The sequence below is a fragment of the Halomonas sp. SIMBA_159 genome (genome assembly GCF_046536035.1).
GTDB lineage: Bacteria > Pseudomonadota > Gammaproteobacteria > Pseudomonadales > Halomonadaceae > Vreelandella > Vreelandella venusta_A.
Genome location: NZ_JAWJBT010000001.1, coordinates 194,799 through 214,045 on the forward strand (window position 1 = coordinate 194,799; position 19,247 = coordinate 214,045).

The 19,247-nt window shown below is 54.3% G+C and carries 17 protein-coding genes and 1 tRNA gene; 9 read left to right on the forward strand and 9 right to left on the reverse strand.

Translation table 11 applies throughout. The features are described from left to right. Positions 1-17: 17 nt before the first annotated feature. From R0J87_RS00945 to R0J87_RS00960, 4 genes are all read left to right on the forward strand, one after another. Positions 18-995 (forward strand): TAXI family TRAP transporter solute-binding subunit, encoded by a 978-nt coding sequence (locus R0J87_RS00945; protein ID WP_498883725.1) that lies wholly within the window; start codon positions 18-20, stop codon positions 993-995. 99 nt (positions 996-1,094) lie between these two features. Beyond that, positions 1,095-3,050 (forward strand): TRAP transporter permease, encoded by a 1,956-nt coding sequence (locus R0J87_RS00950; protein ID WP_498883727.1) that lies wholly within the window; start codon positions 1,095-1,097, stop codon positions 3,048-3,050. Then, positions 3,050-4,003, forward strand: coding sequence for a D-2-hydroxyacid dehydrogenase family protein (locus tag R0J87_RS00955; protein WP_498883729.1), 954 nt, complete (start codon positions 3,050-3,052; stop codon positions 4,001-4,003). Before R0J87_RS00950 ends, R0J87_RS00955 begins: the two co-directional genes overlap by 1 nt. Positions 4,004-4,006: 3 nt before the next feature. After that, on the forward strand, positions 4,007-4,450 hold the full coding sequence (locus R0J87_RS00960) for a carboxymuconolactone decarboxylase family protein (protein ID WP_498883731.1): 444 nt from the start codon (positions 4,007-4,009) through the stop codon (positions 4,448-4,450). On the opposite strand, the gene R0J87_RS00965 is transcribed toward R0J87_RS00960, so the two are convergent. The 3 genes from R0J87_RS00965 to R0J87_RS00975 are packed head-to-tail and all read right to left on the reverse strand — an operon-like array spanning position 4,417 to position 7,195. Continuing rightward, positions 4,417-5,676: a TRAP transporter large permease gene (locus R0J87_RS00965; protein ID WP_253018488.1), complete on the reverse strand. Its 1,260-nt coding sequence runs from the start codon at positions 5,674-5,676 to the stop codon at positions 4,417-4,419. The genes R0J87_RS00960 and R0J87_RS00965 overlap by 34 nt on opposite strands. Continuing rightward, positions 5,673-6,197, reverse strand: coding sequence for a TRAP transporter small permease (locus tag R0J87_RS00970; RefSeq protein WP_498883733.1), 525 nt, complete (start codon positions 6,195-6,197; stop codon positions 5,673-5,675). The genes R0J87_RS00965 and R0J87_RS00970 overlap by 4 nt, the downstream gene beginning before the upstream one ends. Beyond that, complete coding sequence (locus tag R0J87_RS00975) at positions 6,197-7,195, reverse strand: TRAP transporter substrate-binding protein (protein ID WP_498883735.1); 999 nt, start codon at positions 7,193-7,195, stop codon at positions 6,197-6,199. Before R0J87_RS00975 ends, R0J87_RS00970 begins: the two co-directional genes overlap by 1 nt. Before the next feature lie 155 nt (positions 7,196-7,350). Here R0J87_RS00975 and R0J87_RS00980 point away from each other — a divergent pair. Continuing rightward, positions 7,351-7,427, forward strand: a tRNA-Arg gene (locus tag R0J87_RS00980). 159 nt (positions 7,428-7,586) lie between these two features. Here the strand turns inward: R0J87_RS00980 and R0J87_RS00985 are convergent. The 3 genes from R0J87_RS00985 to R0J87_RS00995 all read right to left on the reverse strand — a co-directional run bounded on the left by R0J87_RS00985 (position 7,587) and on the right by R0J87_RS00995 (position 10,105). After that, the gene (locus R0J87_RS00985) at positions 7,587-9,299 is read right to left on the reverse strand and encodes a class I SAM-dependent methyltransferase (protein ID WP_498883737.1); all 1,713 of its coding nucleotides are present in this window, start codon (positions 9,297-9,299) and stop codon (positions 7,587-7,589) included. Positions 9,300-9,446: 147 nt separating this feature from the next. Beyond that, on the reverse strand, positions 9,447-9,773 hold the full coding sequence (locus R0J87_RS00990) for a hypothetical protein (protein ID WP_483053103.1): 327 nt from the start codon (positions 9,771-9,773) through the stop codon (positions 9,447-9,449). Positions 9,774-9,892: 119 nt separating this feature from the next. Further along, a complete protein-coding gene (locus tag R0J87_RS00995) occupies positions 9,893-10,105 on the reverse strand; it encodes a helix-turn-helix domain-containing protein (protein ID WP_273423762.1) in 213 nt (70 codons plus the stop codon). A 147-nt stretch (positions 10,106-10,252) separates the two neighbouring features. On the opposite strand from R0J87_RS00995, the gene R0J87_RS01000 reads away from it, so the two are divergent. Genes R0J87_RS01000 through R0J87_RS01015 form a run of 4 tightly spaced genes read left to right on the forward strand, consistent with a single transcriptional unit; the run spans position 10,253 to position 12,250 of the window. Continuing rightward, positions 10,253-10,489, forward strand: coding sequence for a hypothetical protein (locus tag R0J87_RS01000; RefSeq protein WP_301583889.1), 237 nt, complete (start codon positions 10,253-10,255; stop codon positions 10,487-10,489). After that, entirely contained in the window at positions 10,482-11,645 is a 1,164-nt protein-coding gene (locus R0J87_RS01005; RefSeq protein ID WP_498883738.1) for an Arm DNA-binding domain-containing protein, read from the forward strand. Before R0J87_RS01000 ends, R0J87_RS01005 begins: the two co-directional genes overlap by 8 nt. Positions 11,646-11,654: 9 nt before the next feature. After that, positions 11,655-11,975 (forward strand): hypothetical protein, encoded by a 321-nt coding sequence (locus R0J87_RS01010; protein WP_498883739.1) that lies wholly within the window; start codon positions 11,655-11,657, stop codon positions 11,973-11,975. Further along, entirely contained in the window at positions 11,966-12,250 is a 285-nt protein-coding gene (locus tag R0J87_RS01015; protein ID WP_498883740.1) for a hypothetical protein, read from the forward strand. The genes R0J87_RS01010 and R0J87_RS01015 overlap by 10 nt, the downstream gene beginning before the upstream one ends. A 93-nt stretch (positions 12,251-12,343) precedes the next feature. Here the strand turns inward: R0J87_RS01015 and R0J87_RS01020 are convergent, their stop codons facing one another. From R0J87_RS01020 to R0J87_RS01030, 3 genes are all read right to left on the reverse strand, one after another. Beyond that, positions 12,344-15,652, reverse strand: a complete 3,309-nt coding sequence (locus R0J87_RS01020) for a site-specific integrase (RefSeq protein WP_498883742.1) — start codon at positions 15,650-15,652, stop codon at positions 12,344-12,346. Next, positions 15,649-17,985 carry a hypothetical protein gene (locus R0J87_RS01025; protein WP_498883743.1) on the reverse strand — a complete coding sequence of 779 codons (2,337 nt, stop codon included), beginning with the start codon at positions 17,983-17,985 and terminating at the stop codon, positions 15,649-15,651. The genes R0J87_RS01020 and R0J87_RS01025 overlap by 4 nt, the downstream gene beginning before the upstream one ends. A gap of 77 nt (positions 17,986-18,062) precedes the next feature. Next, complete coding sequence (locus tag R0J87_RS01030) at positions 18,063-18,452, reverse strand: hypothetical protein (RefSeq protein WP_498883744.1); 390 nt, start codon at positions 18,450-18,452, stop codon at positions 18,063-18,065. Between the last annotated feature and the right edge of the window lie 795 nt (positions 18,453-19,247).

Consider the following 19,247-nt stretch of genomic DNA (forward strand, 5'->3'; position numbering starts at 1 on the left):
CGCGTTGAGGACTAATAATGACTAAATTAACACTACGCCACTTGCTTCCTGCTTCAATTCTGGCCGTCAGCGCCCTGACGGCTGCTACTGCCCAGGCGCAAACCGCGCTGAACATGGGCTCGGTGCCCACAGGCACAGGCTGGTTTTTTGGTATCTCTGAAGGCGCGCGGGTCATCAGCGCCAATACGCCCTACGAGATTACCGTCCGTGAAACCGGCGGCACCCGCGAAAACGCCATTCGCCTCACCAACGGCGAGCTAGACCTGGCCTTTACCGAAGCGCTGGTGGGCTACGAGCAGTACAACGGCGAAGGCCGTTTTGCCGATATGCCCAACCCCAATGTGCGCCTGGTGTATTGGATTGCTCCTTCTACCATGCACTGGGCAGTCCGCCAGGATAGCGATATTGAGACCTTTGAAGACCTAAACGGTGAGCGCTTCAACCCCAGCAGCATCGGCGGTGGCGGCGAGTACATCACTGAGCAGGTGTTTGGCATTCTGGGCATTGAGCCCGACTTCCAGCGCATGCGTGTGAACGATGCGGCGGAAGGGGTGACCGATGGCCGCCTAGTCGGCTTCAGCTACAACGGCGTGCCGCCGATTCCGCTGTTTACCGAGGTGCACTCCTCGCGCCCGCTGCAGCTGCTGTCGCTGTCTGATGAGCAGGTAGCGAGCGTGACTGCTGAGCTGCCGTTTCTCTCGCCAACCGTTATTCCTGCCGATACCTACACCGGTATGAGTGAAGCTCAGTCGCTGGGTATTTACATGGGCATCGCGGCTACCACCGACCTAGACGCTGACACCGTGTATGAACTCACCAAAGCGTATTGGGAAAACCACGACCAAGTGGCCGCCTCCTTCAAACCTGCGGGCAGTGTCGACCCTCAAACCGTGATCGATACTGCTACTTTCCCGCTGCATGCTGGCGCGCTGCGCTACTACCAGGAGTTAGGGCTGGAGATCCCCGCCGACATTATTCCGCCTGAAGCGCAGTAACCCGCCCGTGCGCCCCTCCGATGTGCTCGGCGGGGCAGTTTGCTATTAGCCTGACGCGCTGCCTAGCCTCCCCTTGATAGGCGGTGCGGGAGTTCCCCCATGGAAACCGCAAAAGAGTCAGTTGTTGAAAAATACCAGGAGGATGCAGGCAAGCGGCAGCTTACCGGCTTCTGGTTTATGGTGGCCCGCACGGCGGCGGTGGTAATGGCCATTTTCCACCTCTATACCGCCGTCACTGGGCCAGTAAACACACAAAATGCGGTGCACTTGCTGTTCGCACTGCCATTGATTTTCCTTGCTTACCACTGCCGCGTACGGGATACCCAGCGCATTCCGTGGTTCGATATCATCCCGATTCTATTAAGCGTCGTGATCAGCGCCTATTACGTTTATCACTTCGACCGCATTATTTATCAGTTGGGCTACTTAATGCCCACTACCTTGGATTTAGTGCTGGGCGTTAGTGCGATTCTACTGCTGCTGGAAGCCTGCCGCCGAGCGATTGGCTTAGCGTTTCCTATTCTGGTGCTGATTGCACTGGCTTATGCAGCCTTTGGGCAACACCTGCCCGGCGTATGGGGCCACGGTGGGTTCCGTTGGGATGATCTGGTCGCCACCTTCTATTTAGGCCCAACCGGTATTTTCGGCAGCTTAATGCGCACCTCGTCCACCGTGATTGTGGTGTTTATTATGTTTGGCGCGCTGCTGGTGACCACTGGCGGTGGCGACACCTTTATGCGTCTCTCGACGGCCGCCACGGGCGGTATGGCGGGCGGCCCTGCAAAAGCCGCCACGCTGTGTAGCGCCATGTTTGGCAGCATTAGCGGCAGTACCGCCGCCAACGTTGCTACCACGGGCGTCTTTACCATTCCGTTGATGAAGAAAAACGGCTACAGCGCACGCTTTGCCGCGGCTACAGAGGCCTCTGCCTCAACCGGTGGGCAAATTCTGCCGCCGATTATGGGCGCCGCAGCGTTCGTGATGGCCGATGTTATCTCTACCAGCTATCTGGATATCATCAGCGCCGCGCTGATTCCTGCGCTGCTGTTCTACCTCGCCATTTGGATGAGCGTTCACTTTGAAGCCAAGCGCCTGGGGTTAAACCCGATACCCAAAGACCAGCGCCCAACGCTGCGTGAGGGGTTATTCAATGTCGAAACCCTGCTGCTGCCGCTGGTGGTGCTGATTACCATGCTGGTGCTGCGCTACACGCCGACTACGGCGGCGGTGGCGGCATACTTTACCGCGATGGTGCTGTACTTGGTGTCGCCGCGCAGCCAAGGCACGCTCTGGGAGCGGGTGAAATCGCTACCGGCAGCGCTGGAAGCAGGGGCAATGACCGCTGCAATGATTGCGGTGATTATCGGCAGCGTGGCGATTATCGCGGCGGTGATCAGCATCACGGGGTTGGGGCTAAAAGTATCCTCGCTGATTCTGATGGTGAGCGGTGGTGATGTAATGGTCACACTGCTGCTGGCGATGGTGGTGGCGATTATTCTCGGCATGGGATTACCTACTGTAGCGGCGTACATGCTGGCGGCATCGGTGGTGGCGGCGGCGTTTGTTGAAGCGGGCTTGCCCAGCCTTTCTGCCCACCTGTTTATTCTCTACTTTGCGATCCTTTCAGGGGTAACGCCTCCCGTGGCTCTGGCGGCCTATATTGGCGGCGCGATTGCGGGCTCCCACTGGTTCCGTACCGCACTGACGGCGACGAAAATTTCCTTGGGCGGCTTCCTGATTCCGTTTATGTTTGTCTATCATCCGCCGCTGCTTGGGCAGGGCACCAAGTTGGAAATCGCCATGGCGGTGGCCTCGGGCGTGCTGGGTATTATTGCCTTGGCGGCCTCTACGATAGGCTACTTTGCCCGCCCCTGTTCCTGGGTAGAGCGCGGCCTGCTGCTGTTTGCCGCGTTAATGCTGATTAATGGCCAAGCCATTACGGACGTGGTGGGCATTGCCGTGATCGTCGGTATCTTCGCCTGGCAGCGATTTTTCAGCCACGCTGCTAAAGGGGGCCGCCCTTTAGCGCGCTCACCGAGCAAGGAGTCGCTTTAATGCACATTGTCATCCCCGATGATTACCAGGACTGCGTGCGTGAACTTGATGCCTTCGCCAAGCTGGCGGGGCACCAGGTCACGATTTACACCGACACCGTGAGCGATGAAGACGAACTGGTTGAACGCTTCAAAGATGCCGACGTGCTGGTGCTGATTCGTGAGCGCACGCCGATCACCGCGCCGCTGCTGGCGCGGCTGCCCAAGCTCAAGCTGATCAGTCAAACCGGCGGCGGAGCGGCGCATGTGGACATGGCCGCCTGCCGCGAGCACGGCGTGGTGGTGCTAGCAGGCACCGGCTCGCCCTATGCGGCGGCGGAGCTCACCTGGGGGCTGGTGCTCTCGGCCATGCGGCGCATTCCTGAAGAGGTGGAAAACCTCAAAGCAGGCCGCTGGCAGCGCACCCTGGGTACCGGCCTGAAAGGGCGCACGCTAGGCGTATTTGGCTACGGCAAAATTGGCCAGTTAGTCGCCCGCTACGGCCAAGCGTTTGAAATGAACGTACTGGTATGGGGCCGCGAAGGCACCCGCCAGCGAGCCGCAGCGGCAGGGCTTGAGGTCGCGGCCTCGCAAGATGAGTTTTTCAAACGCAGCGACGTGTTAAGCCTACACCTGCGCTTAAACCCGGAAACCCGCGGCATCGTCACAGCGGCGAATTTAGCCAGCATGAAGCCCACGGCCGTGCTGGTGAATACCAGCCGCGCGCCGTTAGTGGAGGAGGGTGCGTTAGAGGCCGCGCTAAAAGCCGGGCGGCCTGGCATGGCGGCAGTCGATGTGTTTGATGAGGAGCCGGTGCTTGAACATACGCTGCTGGCGCTGCCCAACTTCTTGGCCACGCCGCACCTGGGCTACGTAGAGAAAGATAGCTACGAGCTCTATTTTGGCGATGCGTTTGAGAACGTGCTGGCGTTTGATGCAGGCACGCCAGGGCGCAACTTGGCCGAGGAGGGCTAAGCCATGACGTCAAACAGTGACGCAGAGCGTTCTTTAGAGAGCAAACGGCAGGCGTTAAACCCCGATGGGTTAGCCACCCGTCGCGAAGTGTTAGGGGATGAGTATGTCGACGCCGCGCTGGCCCAAGCCGATGAGTTTGGCTGGCCGATGCAGGAGCTAGTGACGCAGCAGTGTTGGAACGATATCTGGAACCGTCCTGGCCTTGAGCGGCACACCCGCAGCCTGATTAACATTGCCATGCTGGTGGCGCTCAACAGGCCCCACGAACTCAAAGTGCACGTGCGTGGGGCGCTGAATAACGGCTGTAGCGAAGAGCAAATCCGCGAGGTGCTGCTGCAGTGCGTGCCCTATTGCGGCTTCCCTGCCGCGATAGATGGGCTACGCACTGCCCGCGAGGTGATTAACGCGACGCGTCAGCCCGACCAGCCCAGCAGTATGGGCACGTAAACCACCAGCAGCAGCACGCCAATCAGCCCTAGCAGGTAGGGGATAATAGCGCGGGTAATCCGCTCTAGCGGCAGTTGGGTAACGGACGACGCCACGTAGAGGTTGATCGCCACGGGTGGGGTAATCATGCCAATAGAGAGCCCCACCACGATGATCAGCCCGAAGTGGATCGGGTCGATGCCCAGCTGCAGTACCAGCGGCAGCAGTACCGGGGTCAGGATGATCAAAGCGCTGGCCGTTTCGATAAACACCCCGGTCAGCAGAATCACCGCCACCACCAGCAGCATAATCACGTAAGGGTTGGTGGAGAGCGACAGCACCGCCTGGGCAATTGCGCCGGGCACCTGCCAGCTAGAGAGCGTCCAGCTCAGCACCGCCGACATGGCAATCACCAGCATTATCACCGCCGTTGTCATCGCTGAGCGAATTAACAGCTTATACACCTGAGGCAGGGTTAAATCCCGATACACAAACAGCGACACCAATAGCGCGTAGTTCACCGCCACCACGGCCGCTTCCGACGGCGTGAAAATCCCCGAGAAAATACCCCCCAGAATAATCACCGGCGTCATCAGCCCCCAGCTGGCTGCTTTTAACGTGCGCCAAATGGTGGCTAGTGAGAGCGGCGTACCTTTCGGGTACTTGCGTTTATACGCCTGAGTAATCGCAATGGCCATGAGCGCTATACCCATCGCCAGCCCCGGCAAAAAGCCGTTCAAGAACAGTGAAGACACCGACTGCTGGGCAATAACCGCATAGATAATCATCGGCACCGACGGGGGAATCACCACGCCAATGGTGCCGCTGGCTGCAATCAGGCTGGCTGCCGAAGCGGGGTCGTAGCCTTTGCGCTTAAGCTCTGGCACTAGGCTTGAACCCACCGCTGCGGTAGTAGCCGCGCCGGAGCCGGAAATGGCCGCAAAGAACATGCCCGCCATCACCGAAACCACCGACAGCCCGCCGCGCATAAAGCCCACCAGCGAATCGGCAAAGCTCACCAGCCGCTCGCTGACTTTACCCTGGGCCATTAAATCCCCGGCCAGGATAAACATCGGAATAGCCACCAGAGCAAACGAGTTAATGCCCTGGAACATCTGCTGGGTGACCACCATCAACGGCACGCCGGATTGATACAGCGCGTACAGCGAGCTGGCCCCAATCGCAAAGGCAATCGGCACGCCCAGCAGCATAAACAGGAAGAACAGCCCAAAGAGTACCAGCGTCATAGCGGCTCCTCCTGGGCGGCGGCGGTGGGCTCACCGTTCACCAGCACTTCCAGCATATCTACCAAGGCGTACCACGCCATGATGCCCGCCGCGAGCGGCATCACCGCGTACACATAGGTCATCGAGAGCCGCAGCGAGGCGGATTTCTGGAAGCTCTGCACCTGCATATAGCGGTAGCCAATCACCACCAGCGTGATCATAAATGCCACCACAATCGCCAGCGCCGCAAGCCTGGCCAGCTTACGCAGCGGCAGTGGCAGGGCATCCACCGCAAAGGTAACCGCGATATGCCGCCCACGTTGAAACGCCAGCGTGCCCGCTAAAAAGGTGATCCACACCAGCAGAAACCGCGCGACCTCTTCGGTCCAGCCCACGGCGCTGAACAGCACCCGCGAGACGATCTGTAGCGTGATTACGCCAATTAAAGCCGCCATGCCCGCAAACACCACGGGCTGGATGATGGCATCCAGCCCGCGTTCAATGCGTTGCAGCAGCGTCAAAAGAGGCTGTGCAAACGACATCACTGTTGCAGCGCCTCCTGGATACGCGGCAGGTAATCACCGAACTGCTCGCCGTACTTCTCGTACACCGGCGCAACGGCGGCTTGGAAGGCTTCCATGTCCGGAGTGTCGTTGATTTCCATGCCCGCTTCGCGCAGTGCTGCCAGCTGCTCGGCTTCCATATCCGCGTTCACTTGGCGCTCATGCTCGGCAGCTTCCTGGGCGGCTTCTTCCAATACCGCTTGGGCGGCTTCGGGGAGCTGGTTCCAGGCGGGCATGCCCATCACAAAAATCGCAGGCGCGTAGGTGTGGCGAGAGAGCGTCATGTAGGTCTGGGTTTCATCCAGTTTGAACGAGTGGATCACGTTCACCGGGTTTTCCTGGCCGTCGATGGTGCCCTGCTGCATAGCAGTGAGCGCTTCGGTCCAGGCCATCGGAATCGCGTTGGCACCCAGCTCGCGGAAGGTATCGGTGTACACCGGGTTTTCCATCACGCGAATGCGCAGGCCATCCAGATCTTCTGGGGAGTTCACCGCCCGCTCGCTGTTGGTCAGGTTACGGAAACCGCGCTCGGCGTAAGCCAAGCCTTTCAGGTTCACGTCCGCCAGCTTATCCAAAAGCTCCTGGCCGATGGGGCCATCTAGCACTTCGTAGGCAGCTTCCGGGGAGGGGAACAGGAACGGCAGTTCAAACACCGCCATTTCTTCCACAAAGTTGGCCACCGGCCCGTTGGTGATCACGCCCATATCCACAGTGCCGATCTGCATGCCTTCCAGCAGCGTGCGCTCATCGCCCAGCGAGGCGTTGGGGAAGATCTCGATATTCACCTTGCCATCAGTGCGCTCTTCCACCAGCTCTTCAAACTTGGTGGCCGCAATATGGAAGCCATCCTGCTCGTTCACCACGTGGGCTAAACGCAGCGTGACCGGGTCCATATCCGCAAAATCGTTGGCGTTCGCGGCGCTAACCAGCGCCAGTGAGATGCCCAGTGCCAGCGTACTACGTGCAAATGTTTTCATTTATTATGTTCCCAATTGAACCAAGGGTGGTTAAGAGGTGCAAAAGTGCCCCCAGAGCATGCACCACCGCAGGGAAAACGGTCAATCACCAGGCGGCCTAAAACCGCCCCGCCGCTAGACACAGCCCGCCCACACGGGTACGATACGCACCCAAAGCGCCCGTAGCTCAGTTGGATAGAGTGTCGGCCTCCGAAGCCGAAGGTCGTAGGTTCAATTCCTACCGGGCGCGCCAAACATATCAAGGGCTTACGTTAACGCGTAAGCCCTTTTGTTTTGTGTGTGCCCAAATGGTGCCCATGTTGCGCCCACTTTTTGTTTTCCCATCGCTGCGGCTGACATTTTCTGAATGACGTTCGGCTATTTAAAGGCACAACGTTGGGCACACCCATAATTAGGTAATGCCCACCCATTCTGCTAACTGCTGATTTGCCTTCAACCGTTGTCGTTGTAATAACGCGCTATTGAAAATTGCATCCAGAGGGGACGTGGGTGTCGCAAGCGGTAGCGCAACGGCTGCTTCATCACGAAACTGCTGGCAGATCGTTGCGTTGTCATCGAGACATTGCCACCAGTGTAAGATATCCAGTTTAGCTCTCTGCATTACGTCAGCAGCAGGCAGTCGATCCGATTTCGCTTGATTGGCTTTTTCCGTTGTTGGCAGTAGGTTCCATAAATCGTTGTTGTTCCAGCGAGACCAAGGAAAGCAGTGGTCTATGGCGTAATTCTTTTGTCCGTGCAGATCACTACGTGACCATACACAAGGTAATGGGGTAGGGTTTTGTAAACGTTGAGAAACGAGCTGGCGCACTTGCCGTGTGTCTCGACAACTTTCCTGCCACTGTAAAGCGAGGTGCAAAGTACCTGTATCGTAGGAGGCATCATATCGCTGCATTAACTGAACCCACTCATGCACGATAGCGGGCTCTAACCAACAGGCATAGCGGCTCATCGCGTCCCATAGCGTTGTAGGAACGCGAAATATTCCGAAAGAAGCCAGCGTGGCGCTATCAAGTCGAACGGCCTGTTCGCGTATGCGTCGCCCTTGATAACTCCCGTCAAAGATAGGGCGTAAACTGCCGGGCCAAGTCGTAAAGTGGGCTGGCATCTTAAGAATGGTCTGGCAGGCATCGCGTATTGAACGCATTACTGTGGCAGCACATTGAGGGTCATAAAACGCTGAGCCAATACGAAGATCATGTGGCGACAGTTGCTTCAAACGATAGAAATCATCTTTAGCAAAGCCATAGCCTTTTTTACCTGGCGCTTGTCGCAGATCGCGTTCTATCAGCAGTGGGCGAAATAGTTTGATCCAAAAAAGGCCCACCGCTCCTAAAGGTATCGTCACCCACTCTTCTGTTCGTGACATCACAATGCCGGGTGCGCTATCGGCCAAGCGAGTCAACGTGCGAAGCAAACCAAGCTTGTAAGAAGACGCTTTATCGTCATTAACGATGATGTGCCGAAGGGAAGGCAGAGCGCCTGTGCCATCATCAGGCAGTCTAAACACCCGCAGATGCCAGGCAATACCCTGGCGACCAAGCTGGTCGTTGTTATGGCTTGCTTGCACGGGCAGCAGTGCTAAATCAAATGCCCAGCTGTCCAACACACCTGTATTTACAGAGTAAAACTGACGCTTATCGCTATCTGAGCTTTCACGATACGTAATAACTAAAAGCCCGCCTGGTGCGAGCAGTGAGCTAAGTACCCGCAACGAACGTTGCTGCTCATCAGTGGATAAATGCATCCAAACGGCTGACACCAGAATTAATTGAAAGCGCTGCGAAAGCTGACGAACGCGATTTAAAGCAGGTAAGGTATCGTCAATCCAACTGACATCCCCTTCGTGAGTATAGGTTTCTCCGAGTGCTCTCAGCTTTTCTGCGGGCTCTATCGCCATCACCTGCCAGCCGCGCTCTGCAAGTGCCTTAGCATCGCGCCCGCTACCCGCGCCAATGTCTAGGGCTAAGCCGGGCTGAGTAGGAAGATGATGCAGCCATTCACCATGTACACGCTCAAAACTCAGCGACTGATATTGGTTAAACAGTTGTTGAGCGTTATCGTTGTAGAAGCGCGCCGTCGGTATGGTTATTGGAGAGTTTGTCATGCCCAGCCTTGGTAATTAGCCCATGCCCTGACCTTATCAGCTTTGTGCATGTTCGGCGTTGTGTGCAGAGGGCTTCAGCTCTATCAAGGGAAAGAATAACGCTGCTTGCAACGTGCCTCCGTGTACTTCACCTGCCTACCAGAGTATTTATTGCCTCGTGCTTCCACCGTTATCGCGGAAGTAATCGTCTTTAGCGACCAGCCCAATATCGCCTGTCTGTAATCCAGCATCACCCTCTTCACTGAATAAGTTTTGCACACGACGTTCCTGCTTGAAGTAAGCCAAAGTGCGGAAGAAGCAGTCTTCACAAAGATGGGCTTCGTAGCGTTCGCCATCATGTTGAGATCCATAGCCCCAATGCGCTTGAAGTGTCGCAAATTCAAGACCGCCGTTTACTGTTTGTGTAGAGGTCAGGCAGACATCACAGCGCACGTCAGTCACTGCATCGACTTCTACTTTTTCAGTCACTTTCATCTTGTTCTCCCTTATCTGCGATTGGCTGCTACTTGCCTGAAGCGCCTTACCAACTGGTGCAGTATAGGGCGTGGCAAGTGGCGGATAGCGCTCCAGTGATGGGGTGTTGTGCCAAAAGCTCAGTCGTTGTCGCTGGGTTGATACTCAAATAAGTCTCCAACCTGACAGTCAAAGTATCGGCATAGCGCTTCCACCGCTTCAAGCTCGATGCGGCTGGCTGATTCGTGATAGAGCCTCGTAATCGTTCCTCGATTAATGCCCGTTTCACGTGCCACATCGACAATCTTCAACTTTCTTTCTCCCATGATCCGAGATAGGTGGCACTTAATCATAATGTCTCTCTATAAATTTATTTGACCTCCTATAGGTCAAAAATTGTTGCAATAGGTCTTTTATGGGCTATTATGTTCTTCAGGAGGTCATAAGGGCTTTTTGATGCGCTTAATGATCTTCAAGACAATATCATAAGGAGAGCAAAAATGTCCTATTGTTACCTCACTACAGCCGAGCTAGCGGAGCGCATCAAGTATGACGCACGCACCATCCGTGAACGTTTAAAAGATGACGTGCTGCTGGAAGGTATTCATTACATTCGCCCATTTGGCGGCCGCAAGATTTTGTATCTTTGGGAGCCCATTGAGCGCGATATGCAGCTGCACTCGAAAGAAGAAAGTCTTGGCGTACCAATGGCGGGTGGAGGTGTTTGCTATGGGTAAGGTACGTGTTCGTGAGAAAACGAATAAGCTCTTCTTCGACTTTCGCTATTTAGGCAAACGCTGCCGTGAGCAAACGACACTAGATAACACAACGGCGAATCGCAAAAAGCTAGAGCGGATTCTGGAGAAGATTGAGGCGGAGATTACGCTGGGTTCGTTTGATTATGGTCGCTACTTCCCAGATAGCCCGCGTACCAAGACGTTAAGCAAGCGTGCGCTAACGGCGGTGGGCGGCTATCACGCCACGCCGTTGCTACGCCAGTTCGCCGAAACGTGGTTTGCAGAGAAAGAGATTGAATGGCGCGAGTCTCAGATCGTCACGGTGCAAGGCTGTTTAGATCGTCATATCTTGCCCGCGTTAGGGCATAAGGAAGTCGGCAGCATCACTCGTGCAGAAATTCTTGAGTTCCGGGCGTCACTCGCCAAAGTAAATACCCGGAGCGGCAAGAAACTCTCTGCTAGCCGTATCAACCACATCATGACGCCATTGCGCATGATGTTGAATGAAGCCGCCGACCGCTATGAGTTTAGCTCACCGTACCGCGGGATTAAATCGCTCAATGTGCCACGCACGGATGTGGAGCCGTTTACGCTTGAGGAAGTGCAGCAGATCATCCAGCGCGTGCGCGAAGACTTTCGTCAGTACTACACCGTGCGTTTCTTCACCGGTATGCGTACTGGCGAGATCGACGGCCTGGTTTGGGAGAACGTGGATTTTGGCCGTCGCCAGATTTTAGTCCACCAAGCACTGGTGCGTGGCCAGATAGTGCCGACGAAAACCGATGGCTCCTTCCGCTCTATCGACATGTCACAACCCGTCTTTGATGCGCTGAAGGCGCAGTTTGAGGTAACGGGTAAAACAGGACTGGTATTTACCACTCGTAAGGGCACTGCTGTATCTCACGTTAATGTAACGAAACGGGTGTGGTATCCCTTGTTGGAGGAGCTAGGGCTGCGTAAGCGCCGTCCTTATCAAACTCGCCACACTGCTGCCACTCTTTGGCTGGCGGCAGGCGAGAGTCCTGAATGGATTGCCCGCCAGATGGGCCATACCACCACGGAAATGCTGTTCCGTGTGTACTCACGCTTTGTGCCTAATTTAACGCGTCAAGACGGCTCTGCGTTTGAGCGCATGCTGAACCAGAAACGTGCCTAGGAGAAAACGATGAAACCGATCGATACGCCAACGAAGCGCCGTGACAACATCGAAGATACCCTGCACGTGATGGCAGCACTGCAATCTCAACAACGCCTTGAACGCCGCTTGGCAGAAGCGCTCGCTGCCGCCACCAGCTTAGCGCCTGGCTGTGCTTTGGTCATGTGGCTGGGGGATGGGCAAGAGCGCACTAACCTAGATGCGTTAACAACCTGGGTAGGCCGCACGCTTAAACAGCTGGGGCTGGATGCCAATCGCCAAGCGATTCCACGTTTGCTTGCAGAGCTAGAGCGCACCTTATGGGCATGGGAGGATCAAGCATGGCAGTAAGATCGCAAACGGCCACTCAAAAGGTAGACCGTCAGTTTGAAGGGGAGGTGTATGTCGCCGGCGTTGAAGGGCCGGAGTGGTTGATGCAGCACGAAGTCTGGTCGCTGTACTTAATTACCGCTAAGGGTAACCTGCGCGTTTTCCTGACCGACCGTCATGTAATCGAAGAAGGGGCGCCTAGAATGGGCCAGCGGCTTCAAGTAACAGTGCGTTGGGCTAACTTCGCCAGCCAAAAGCTGTGCTTCATCACCCGTTATGAGGCGGTAGGCGGCTAGAAGACGCTGACCGCCAACTTCCGATGCATTCACTCACTTATCCCCACCCTCTTTTAGCGAAGTCGGTGGGGATAGTTTCATCTGATATGTTATTCATTCCGAGTTCTCGTCTCCACACAACCCTAGTACCAGCATCGCCATAAACGCTGCAAAGCGTACCGCCTCCCATAAAGGCTGTTCAGCCTTTTTGTAGCTATCCCGAGTAATTTTGAGGTGGGCGTTTCCGTACCAGTAGCGCGTGTGGCCCGAAGGTGAGGGCGTTGGTATCAGCTCAATACGTGGGTGAGGAATATTCGTCGCGTTTGACCAGTGCTGCTTAACACGCTTTGCCTTCGCATTAGCAGTGACTTCAACAACTAGATATGTATGTTGAAAGCAGCGCAGCGGGCGCAATAGCCCACGTACGCGATTGATAGCGTCTGCATCGGGGAGCACGATATGTCCCGTACTGCGCTGTATATGGTTTCGCAAGGTGGTTAGGCTCTCTTCAGCCTTGCTGGGCTCTTTTTGGTGCCAATCCAGCAAGCGATGAAAAAACTGGCCTGTTTCTTTTAACACATGCGGTTTAACAGGCGGTGCCATGCAGCGATAAAGCTCTGGCATATAGACATGTGTTGATGTGACGCGCCGCTGCCGGTCATGTCGGTTGGCTTCTCGGCTAAATTGCTGATTGGTGCGTCGCGTTTTGCGTTGCATTAGCCGTTCGCCATTGGCTACCCATTGGCGTAGTGGTGCTTCCTCAAGGGCAAATCTTTTCGCGGTCTGCTGGAGTGCTTTATCTAAGGATTTCCCGCGCGCCTCTTGTTGTTCGATAAGGCGAAGAGACTGATAAATCGTCGTTGCCTCGGGCCAGTGAAACGAGCTTTCTAGGGAGTTGTCGAGAGGATTAACAGCGGGCGGTTGGTATGTTCTCCACGCATTTTTCAACAAGTCGTCGGCAATAAACGGCTGCCACTCCGTTTGCAAATGGCTTAAGAGTTCACTTGCTTGTGACTTACCGATTAAATCGCGACGGTTTCGCCAGCTGGTGAGTGCCGTCTTTGTTTGAAAACTCAGCAATGCCAGTTGCTGTTCGAGACGGAGCATAGGGTTATAGTGTCGAAAGGTGGTGTCGCCAAGCACCCAATCTAGCAAATGTGAGTACGTGCTGAGGGTTTCCTCGGGGCTTGCATGCCCTGCCCACAGTGCAAGCTGCCAAAGCCGTTTGCGGGAAGGGCGATCTTGAGGCGCTAAACCGGCCAGCACAGAAATATCAGCGTTTGTGTTCGGTAATGCGATGTCTCCGTGGTCATCTAGCAGCCAGGCCGTAGGTAGCAGTTCGCAAGGTGAGCGCTCCAGCAACCGTAGTAGCGTAAAGGTCACGAAGCTGTGCCTGAGGTGGTGGTAACGAAGGCTAGGATCACCGCTGACCGTTCTTAAAGCGGTTTGCACTGGCTGAAACAGCACTTTGTCATCGAGCAACAAATAGCCACTACCGCTACTGCAAAACAGCAGTTGCTTGTGTATTTGTTGAGTAGTGGTTTCCCCCTGGCGACGCTTGGCCCATGCAATTAGTTGCGCCTGCTCGTCGGGCATTAATAACCACAGCGGCAACCGCCGCGTGGCTGCATAGCTTTTTCCTCGTCGATAGGTGTTGGAGCGGATAATAAGCTCACCGGTAAAGGTGGCGGTACCCTCTATATAAACAACATCTCGAACAAGTAGCCCGGCACATTCGCTTCGCCGTAACCCTAAGCGATAACCCAAGATGAGCGCGAGCTTTTGCATGGTGCGAAAGCGCTCAGGCTGCTCGGAAGACTCGATCAAGTTGAGCGCGCGACGAAATTCAGCAGGCGTCACAATATTAACGTCCACACGCTTTTTAGCGCCTGGCATGCCTTCCAGGTCAATCGATGGCGCTGCAATGGTATCCATTAAAAAATGGTGAAAATCACACAGGCGATTCTGCACCGTCGCTCGCTCAACATCGGGTTTGACACTGTTTAATACATTCTCATATAGCGCCTCCCATTGATCAGCACTGGCCGTTTGTAGATCATCTAACGCTGAGCTTTGAGCCACTAGCGGACGACCAATCGGGGATAGGTATCTTTTTACCGAACTGACGGCGAGCTGAGATTTTACACGGCCACCTTTCTGCAAGAACTTCAGGCACCATCTTGCCAGCAGTGTCACCATCGCACCGTTACGGTTGGAGGCGCTTAAAAATGTTTCAATGTTACTGATTGCTTCACGCTCGGTGGCTCGGCCACCTAATGAGTTAGATAAACACCGCTGCAGCTGACGAAACTGCTTCAGTTGATCCGAAGACGGCGCTTGAGACGGCGCGGGTGCCTGAAACTCCACATAGACATCGTTGCCGCTGGAGTCCATCAATGTGCCAGTTAATACGTGGCGTTGAGTCAGTCGCTGCCAAGATGAAGGGCGTAACGATTGCGCAACATTCGCTCTGCTGGCGTAGTGATTCAGCAGGGGAGGCTTATCAAACGAAGAGGCGGTATAAGCCATTGAAAGCAGCTCGGAGATGCTTTTTCGCGACGCACCGTCATCAATATATTTGAGATAAAACATTAGGCATTGTGCGACCGGAAGGCGACTTTTAGCAGCGGTACGAGGCCACGCGTTGCCTGCCTCTTGGTAGGCACGTAGTAGCATCAACTGACTGGTTGGGCTGAGAAACAGACGGCGATAGCAAACGCGTTGCTCTTTTTCAAACGGCGTCTCTGAAGACTGATCGGCAGATGCGTTGTCATCGGCTGCTTGATCGTCATCATCCACAGTAGTCAGCGGCGCTCCTTCTTCCAACGTGAGAAACACCGCACCGTTAGACAGGTTGACACCCTTCTCAAAGGCGTTGGGCAGTTGCTCAAGATGGCGTTTATGCAGCACAGCCCCTTCGCGAATAAGCTGAAGCAACCATCGTCCTATCAGCCATTTACGCAGAGCATAACCGCTAGGTCCTGCGGCGCTTGGAAACGCGTCGTGGGCCTCAACAAGTTCATCCCAACTATGTAGCGCAGCAAACGATTCGGTAGTGACGGCGGGTGGCTCGCGGTCTACCGTAACCAGTGGGCTTGGGATGGCCACTGTCCAATTCAGCTGCTGGCTACCTCGCTCCAGCCCTTTCACCAAAAAATTGTGTGTTATTTTCAGCGTACTGGGCGGCGTTTGCTGGTGTAGAGCGTCAAACGCAGCAGCAATAACCGCATCAGGCATCACGATATCCCGCTGGCCAGACATAATCCCGGGAACCTGCTGTTCTAATGATGCAAGAATGGCTTCCCAGCGCTGGTAGCGCTCACAAGCGCGCTGATAGCGACGCTCCTCTTGCCCATCGGAGGTGCTTTTTTTAGGGGGCGATAGTTTCCAGCCTGACCAGATGGCGTGATCGCTATCGCTCATAACGCCTTACCTTTTAATGCTTTCCAGCCTTGCGCTTTCATTAGCTTCTCAATGGCAGGGGCAATCAGCGCGCAGTACTCACGGGGGCAAAATGTTGAGTAGTTGTCCCACGGTGCCTGCCCCGCATCCCAATGCCCCATAAATGCATCAACCACTTCGGACGATAAGCCGCTCTCTTTTAGCTGAGTATGTAAATAGTGACGGTTGATATTGAGCGGGGGTGAGTCTCGCCAGTCCAAATGCGCTTCTAGCCTAGAGGGAGTGACTTCCTGTGGCGTGCCGGATTGGCTCAAAAACATAAACGGCGTCTCCCATGCTTTTTGTAGGTAAACCTCCAAGCGGCCCAGAAGGCCGGTGCGATGGTGCTGGTAGTGCGTTAATTGCTCAACCATGAGCGAAGTGAGCGGTAAAAAGCGGGCATGGCTTTGCTCATCATCTGTTTTATCCGCTATGACAATCATGCGCCGAGATAGCGAAATGTTTTCCCAGACTGGCAATGGATCGCGAATGCTGCGATAGCCGGTTGAAAACATCAGCATAGCGACGGTATACGCGACGTAGGCATTGTGCATACTGAACAGATCTAATGGTTGCACGCTTTTCTTAGCGGCTTTGATTCGCTGCTGCAGGGTGGCAACGAGCTCTTTTACGTATGTCGTTTTAGGTACCAGCTTGGAGCCTACATATTGAGGGTTGCCAAATGGAGCGAGGTTGGCCGTTGCACAGCCGGGCTTAATCCCATCGGATTTATGCTCAGGAGTGGCGCATTGCCGCTCAATTTCGCGCATGGACTCGCCATACTGCTGCTCTATGTAGCTTGTGCTGGGCGCGTAGTAATACAAAGACGTTTGCTGGCCGAATGAAGGCATACGCCCCGTGATTAGGCACGCGGCTGTTAAATCTGCATCGCCCGTATTGAGCATATTAAAAAGGTGCGCTCCTAACCGGTGCGCGGTTAGCCGAGCGCCTGTTTTTCGATTGATTGTAGAAAGCAGTTCTTTTACATCCTTTTCCAGTTCTGTTCTGCCGTATTTATTGAAGAGGGGGAGTGCACGCTTCCTGACGCGTCGCACGATATGTGACGCTTGTCCTTCTATCAGCTGCCAGCTGAATGCGGGGACTGGCAGTGTCAACGATGCCTGAGTCGTACGCATATGCTTCGGCCACTCCCCCGTCATTTGACGACTGCTTTCGGGCCGCAAAATGCCGGATAGCCACCCAGGGCTGTCACCATGCATAACGATGATGGAGTGTTCATTGAGAGTACTAGGTGCTTTCTTTTTCATAGGCAGCACCTGCGCATCCAGCACACTATTTAGGCCGCGGCCGGTGGCTAACAGTAACCCGATGACGCACCCAATGCGGCGGCGCTGGCCTGCATCTAATTGATTCAACCGCCGCATAAGCTGATAAAGATCAAACGCACTCAGCTGCTCCCACCGCCCTGGCAGCAGCTGCGCCGCTTTATCTTGAAAGGCCTGCTGGCTGCGGGCACGAAATACCGCCTGTAAAGAGGAGTCGCCCTTTTCTGTTTTAACAGGCTTATTGCTTTGAATAAGCTCAGTAGATGAGCGCTCTTCGGTGATGGATAAACCAGCGGTACGCAGCGTACTTTCGGTGTCTTCATTGATATCTGGGCCGAGTGTTAAGACTGAAGCAGCTGTTGCTTCCCAGTGTTCGTCCGGGTCATCATCGAAAAGCCGCTGACGCTGAGCGCTGGGTCTTTTTTGTGCATTATGCTCTGTTTTTTCTTGGTACCCGCGTCGCGGCTGCCGCCTATTCAGTCCATAGGCTAAAAAACGGCCTAATTCCTTAATATATTTATCTTTTTGCTGGCTATACTCGTCCACGTGATACGCATCGCAGCATATGCTGATTTTGATAGTAGGCCGGTCTAAAGGGGTGAGGAGGTTTATCCCATCTGCTTCAATGCGCCTTACTACCTTGCAAGCTGACTCCAAATTTTGGCGGTAGGTAGTCGGTGTGAGGCGCTTTTCGTCCTCTTCCGTAAACGCTGGGTTGTTCTGGGCCGCTCGCATATCCAGGCGCCATTTAAACGCCACGTTAATGATGTGAGCGAGTAGCGAGAGTCGTTCGACCAGCTTTTCTGTCGCTAACTTTGAGCTAGCAAGCTTAAACAAAGCGCCATGGATAGGGTTTGTGCTATGAATCCCTTTTTCACCACTCCCAGTTTGTGAAGTTAAATTCAGCGTGTTTTTATTAATGGCGGTTGCCAGTGCGGAGAGTGCTGATAGATCCCAAGCGTCATCGCCAATGCTAGCTAAGTGTTCAATTGTCTGGACTAGCAGTGGCTTTATCGCTTCTATCCCCAAATAGTCGTTACGCGGCTGAAGGACTTCTTCTAAAAGTGCCTTATGCTTAGTGGTTTCATCCATGAAGGTAGTCGCCTCTAATACAGCCGTCGATTAAGGCCAAAAGCATCACAGAAAGAGGTCTTATTGCTGAAGCGTTCGGACACATCCATTAATAATGCTGGTTGATCAGACATGAGCTCATTCCATAGAGCAGCTACGTAATGCCCTGCCTCATTGGGAGAGAGTGCATGGCACGCTTCCGCAGATAACGCGAAAAACAGAGCAACCGCATTTGTTTGTTGACTGGGCGGTGCTTCTACCAGTGTGACGCGCACCTTTTCACTGTCGCGAAAACGGTTTTTCGCTATATACAGGGCGTTCAGGTTGGCAAGACAAAATAGCGGATCGCCATGCGCGCTTCTCTTCGCTTCGTAAACCACCGGCGGGTGCTGCATGAGATAGGCCTTTAGCGCCTCATCAGTCATGTCCTGGATTTCCTCCAAAAAAGGGGGGCGAGCCAACAGCAGGCGGCGTACCTGGGGCGATAAATATCGGCTTACCTCGACACGCGACAGTGAGACCCTCCTTGAACCACACTCTTTGAGCATTAAGCCACCTGGTTTATTTACGTTGTGTAACGTCGTTAACTCTCTTAAGGCATCCCTTTTAGCCTTTCCTTACTATATGATTACCATGTTTTTTAATCGGCGCAACCCTTTGTATATGAAAAATTTATGCGTGAATGTGCCATGGAGAAGCTTCGCTTATTAAGTTTAATGTGTTTTCATGGGCAATTGTCTTCAATTGCTTATTTGTTGATAGAGACTCCATGGGTAAATTGGCTATGTAAGTTGATTGAAGGGGTTGTTGTCTGCGGGAGTATGTTGTTAGGCCCCTCTTTATATAGTTGGCGTCAATTTAAACGTCTCCGTGTAGACTCCATTGAGAGCGTTTGAAATGTTTAAAGAAATGAAAAATCATAACTAAGCAAGAGAGGCTCTATGTCTCCACGTCGCCATATAAGGCGAGGAACGCGGCATTTGAGATAGACAGTGTCGCCCAACAGAAGGCGCAACTCGTTCAGCAAACTGTCGAAATCGGCAATGAGCTAGGGGAGGCTATTTCCATGTTTGGATTGGATGATGCACCTACCCCGCCTTTTTTGCACCGCGATAGTGCAAAAAAGGCGGGGTAGGTGTAAGCAACGCACTTGTAAATTCGAACATGCGCCTTGTTATGACGCATTTTCCATTTGCATACCCCATTTAAGGGCGCATCAA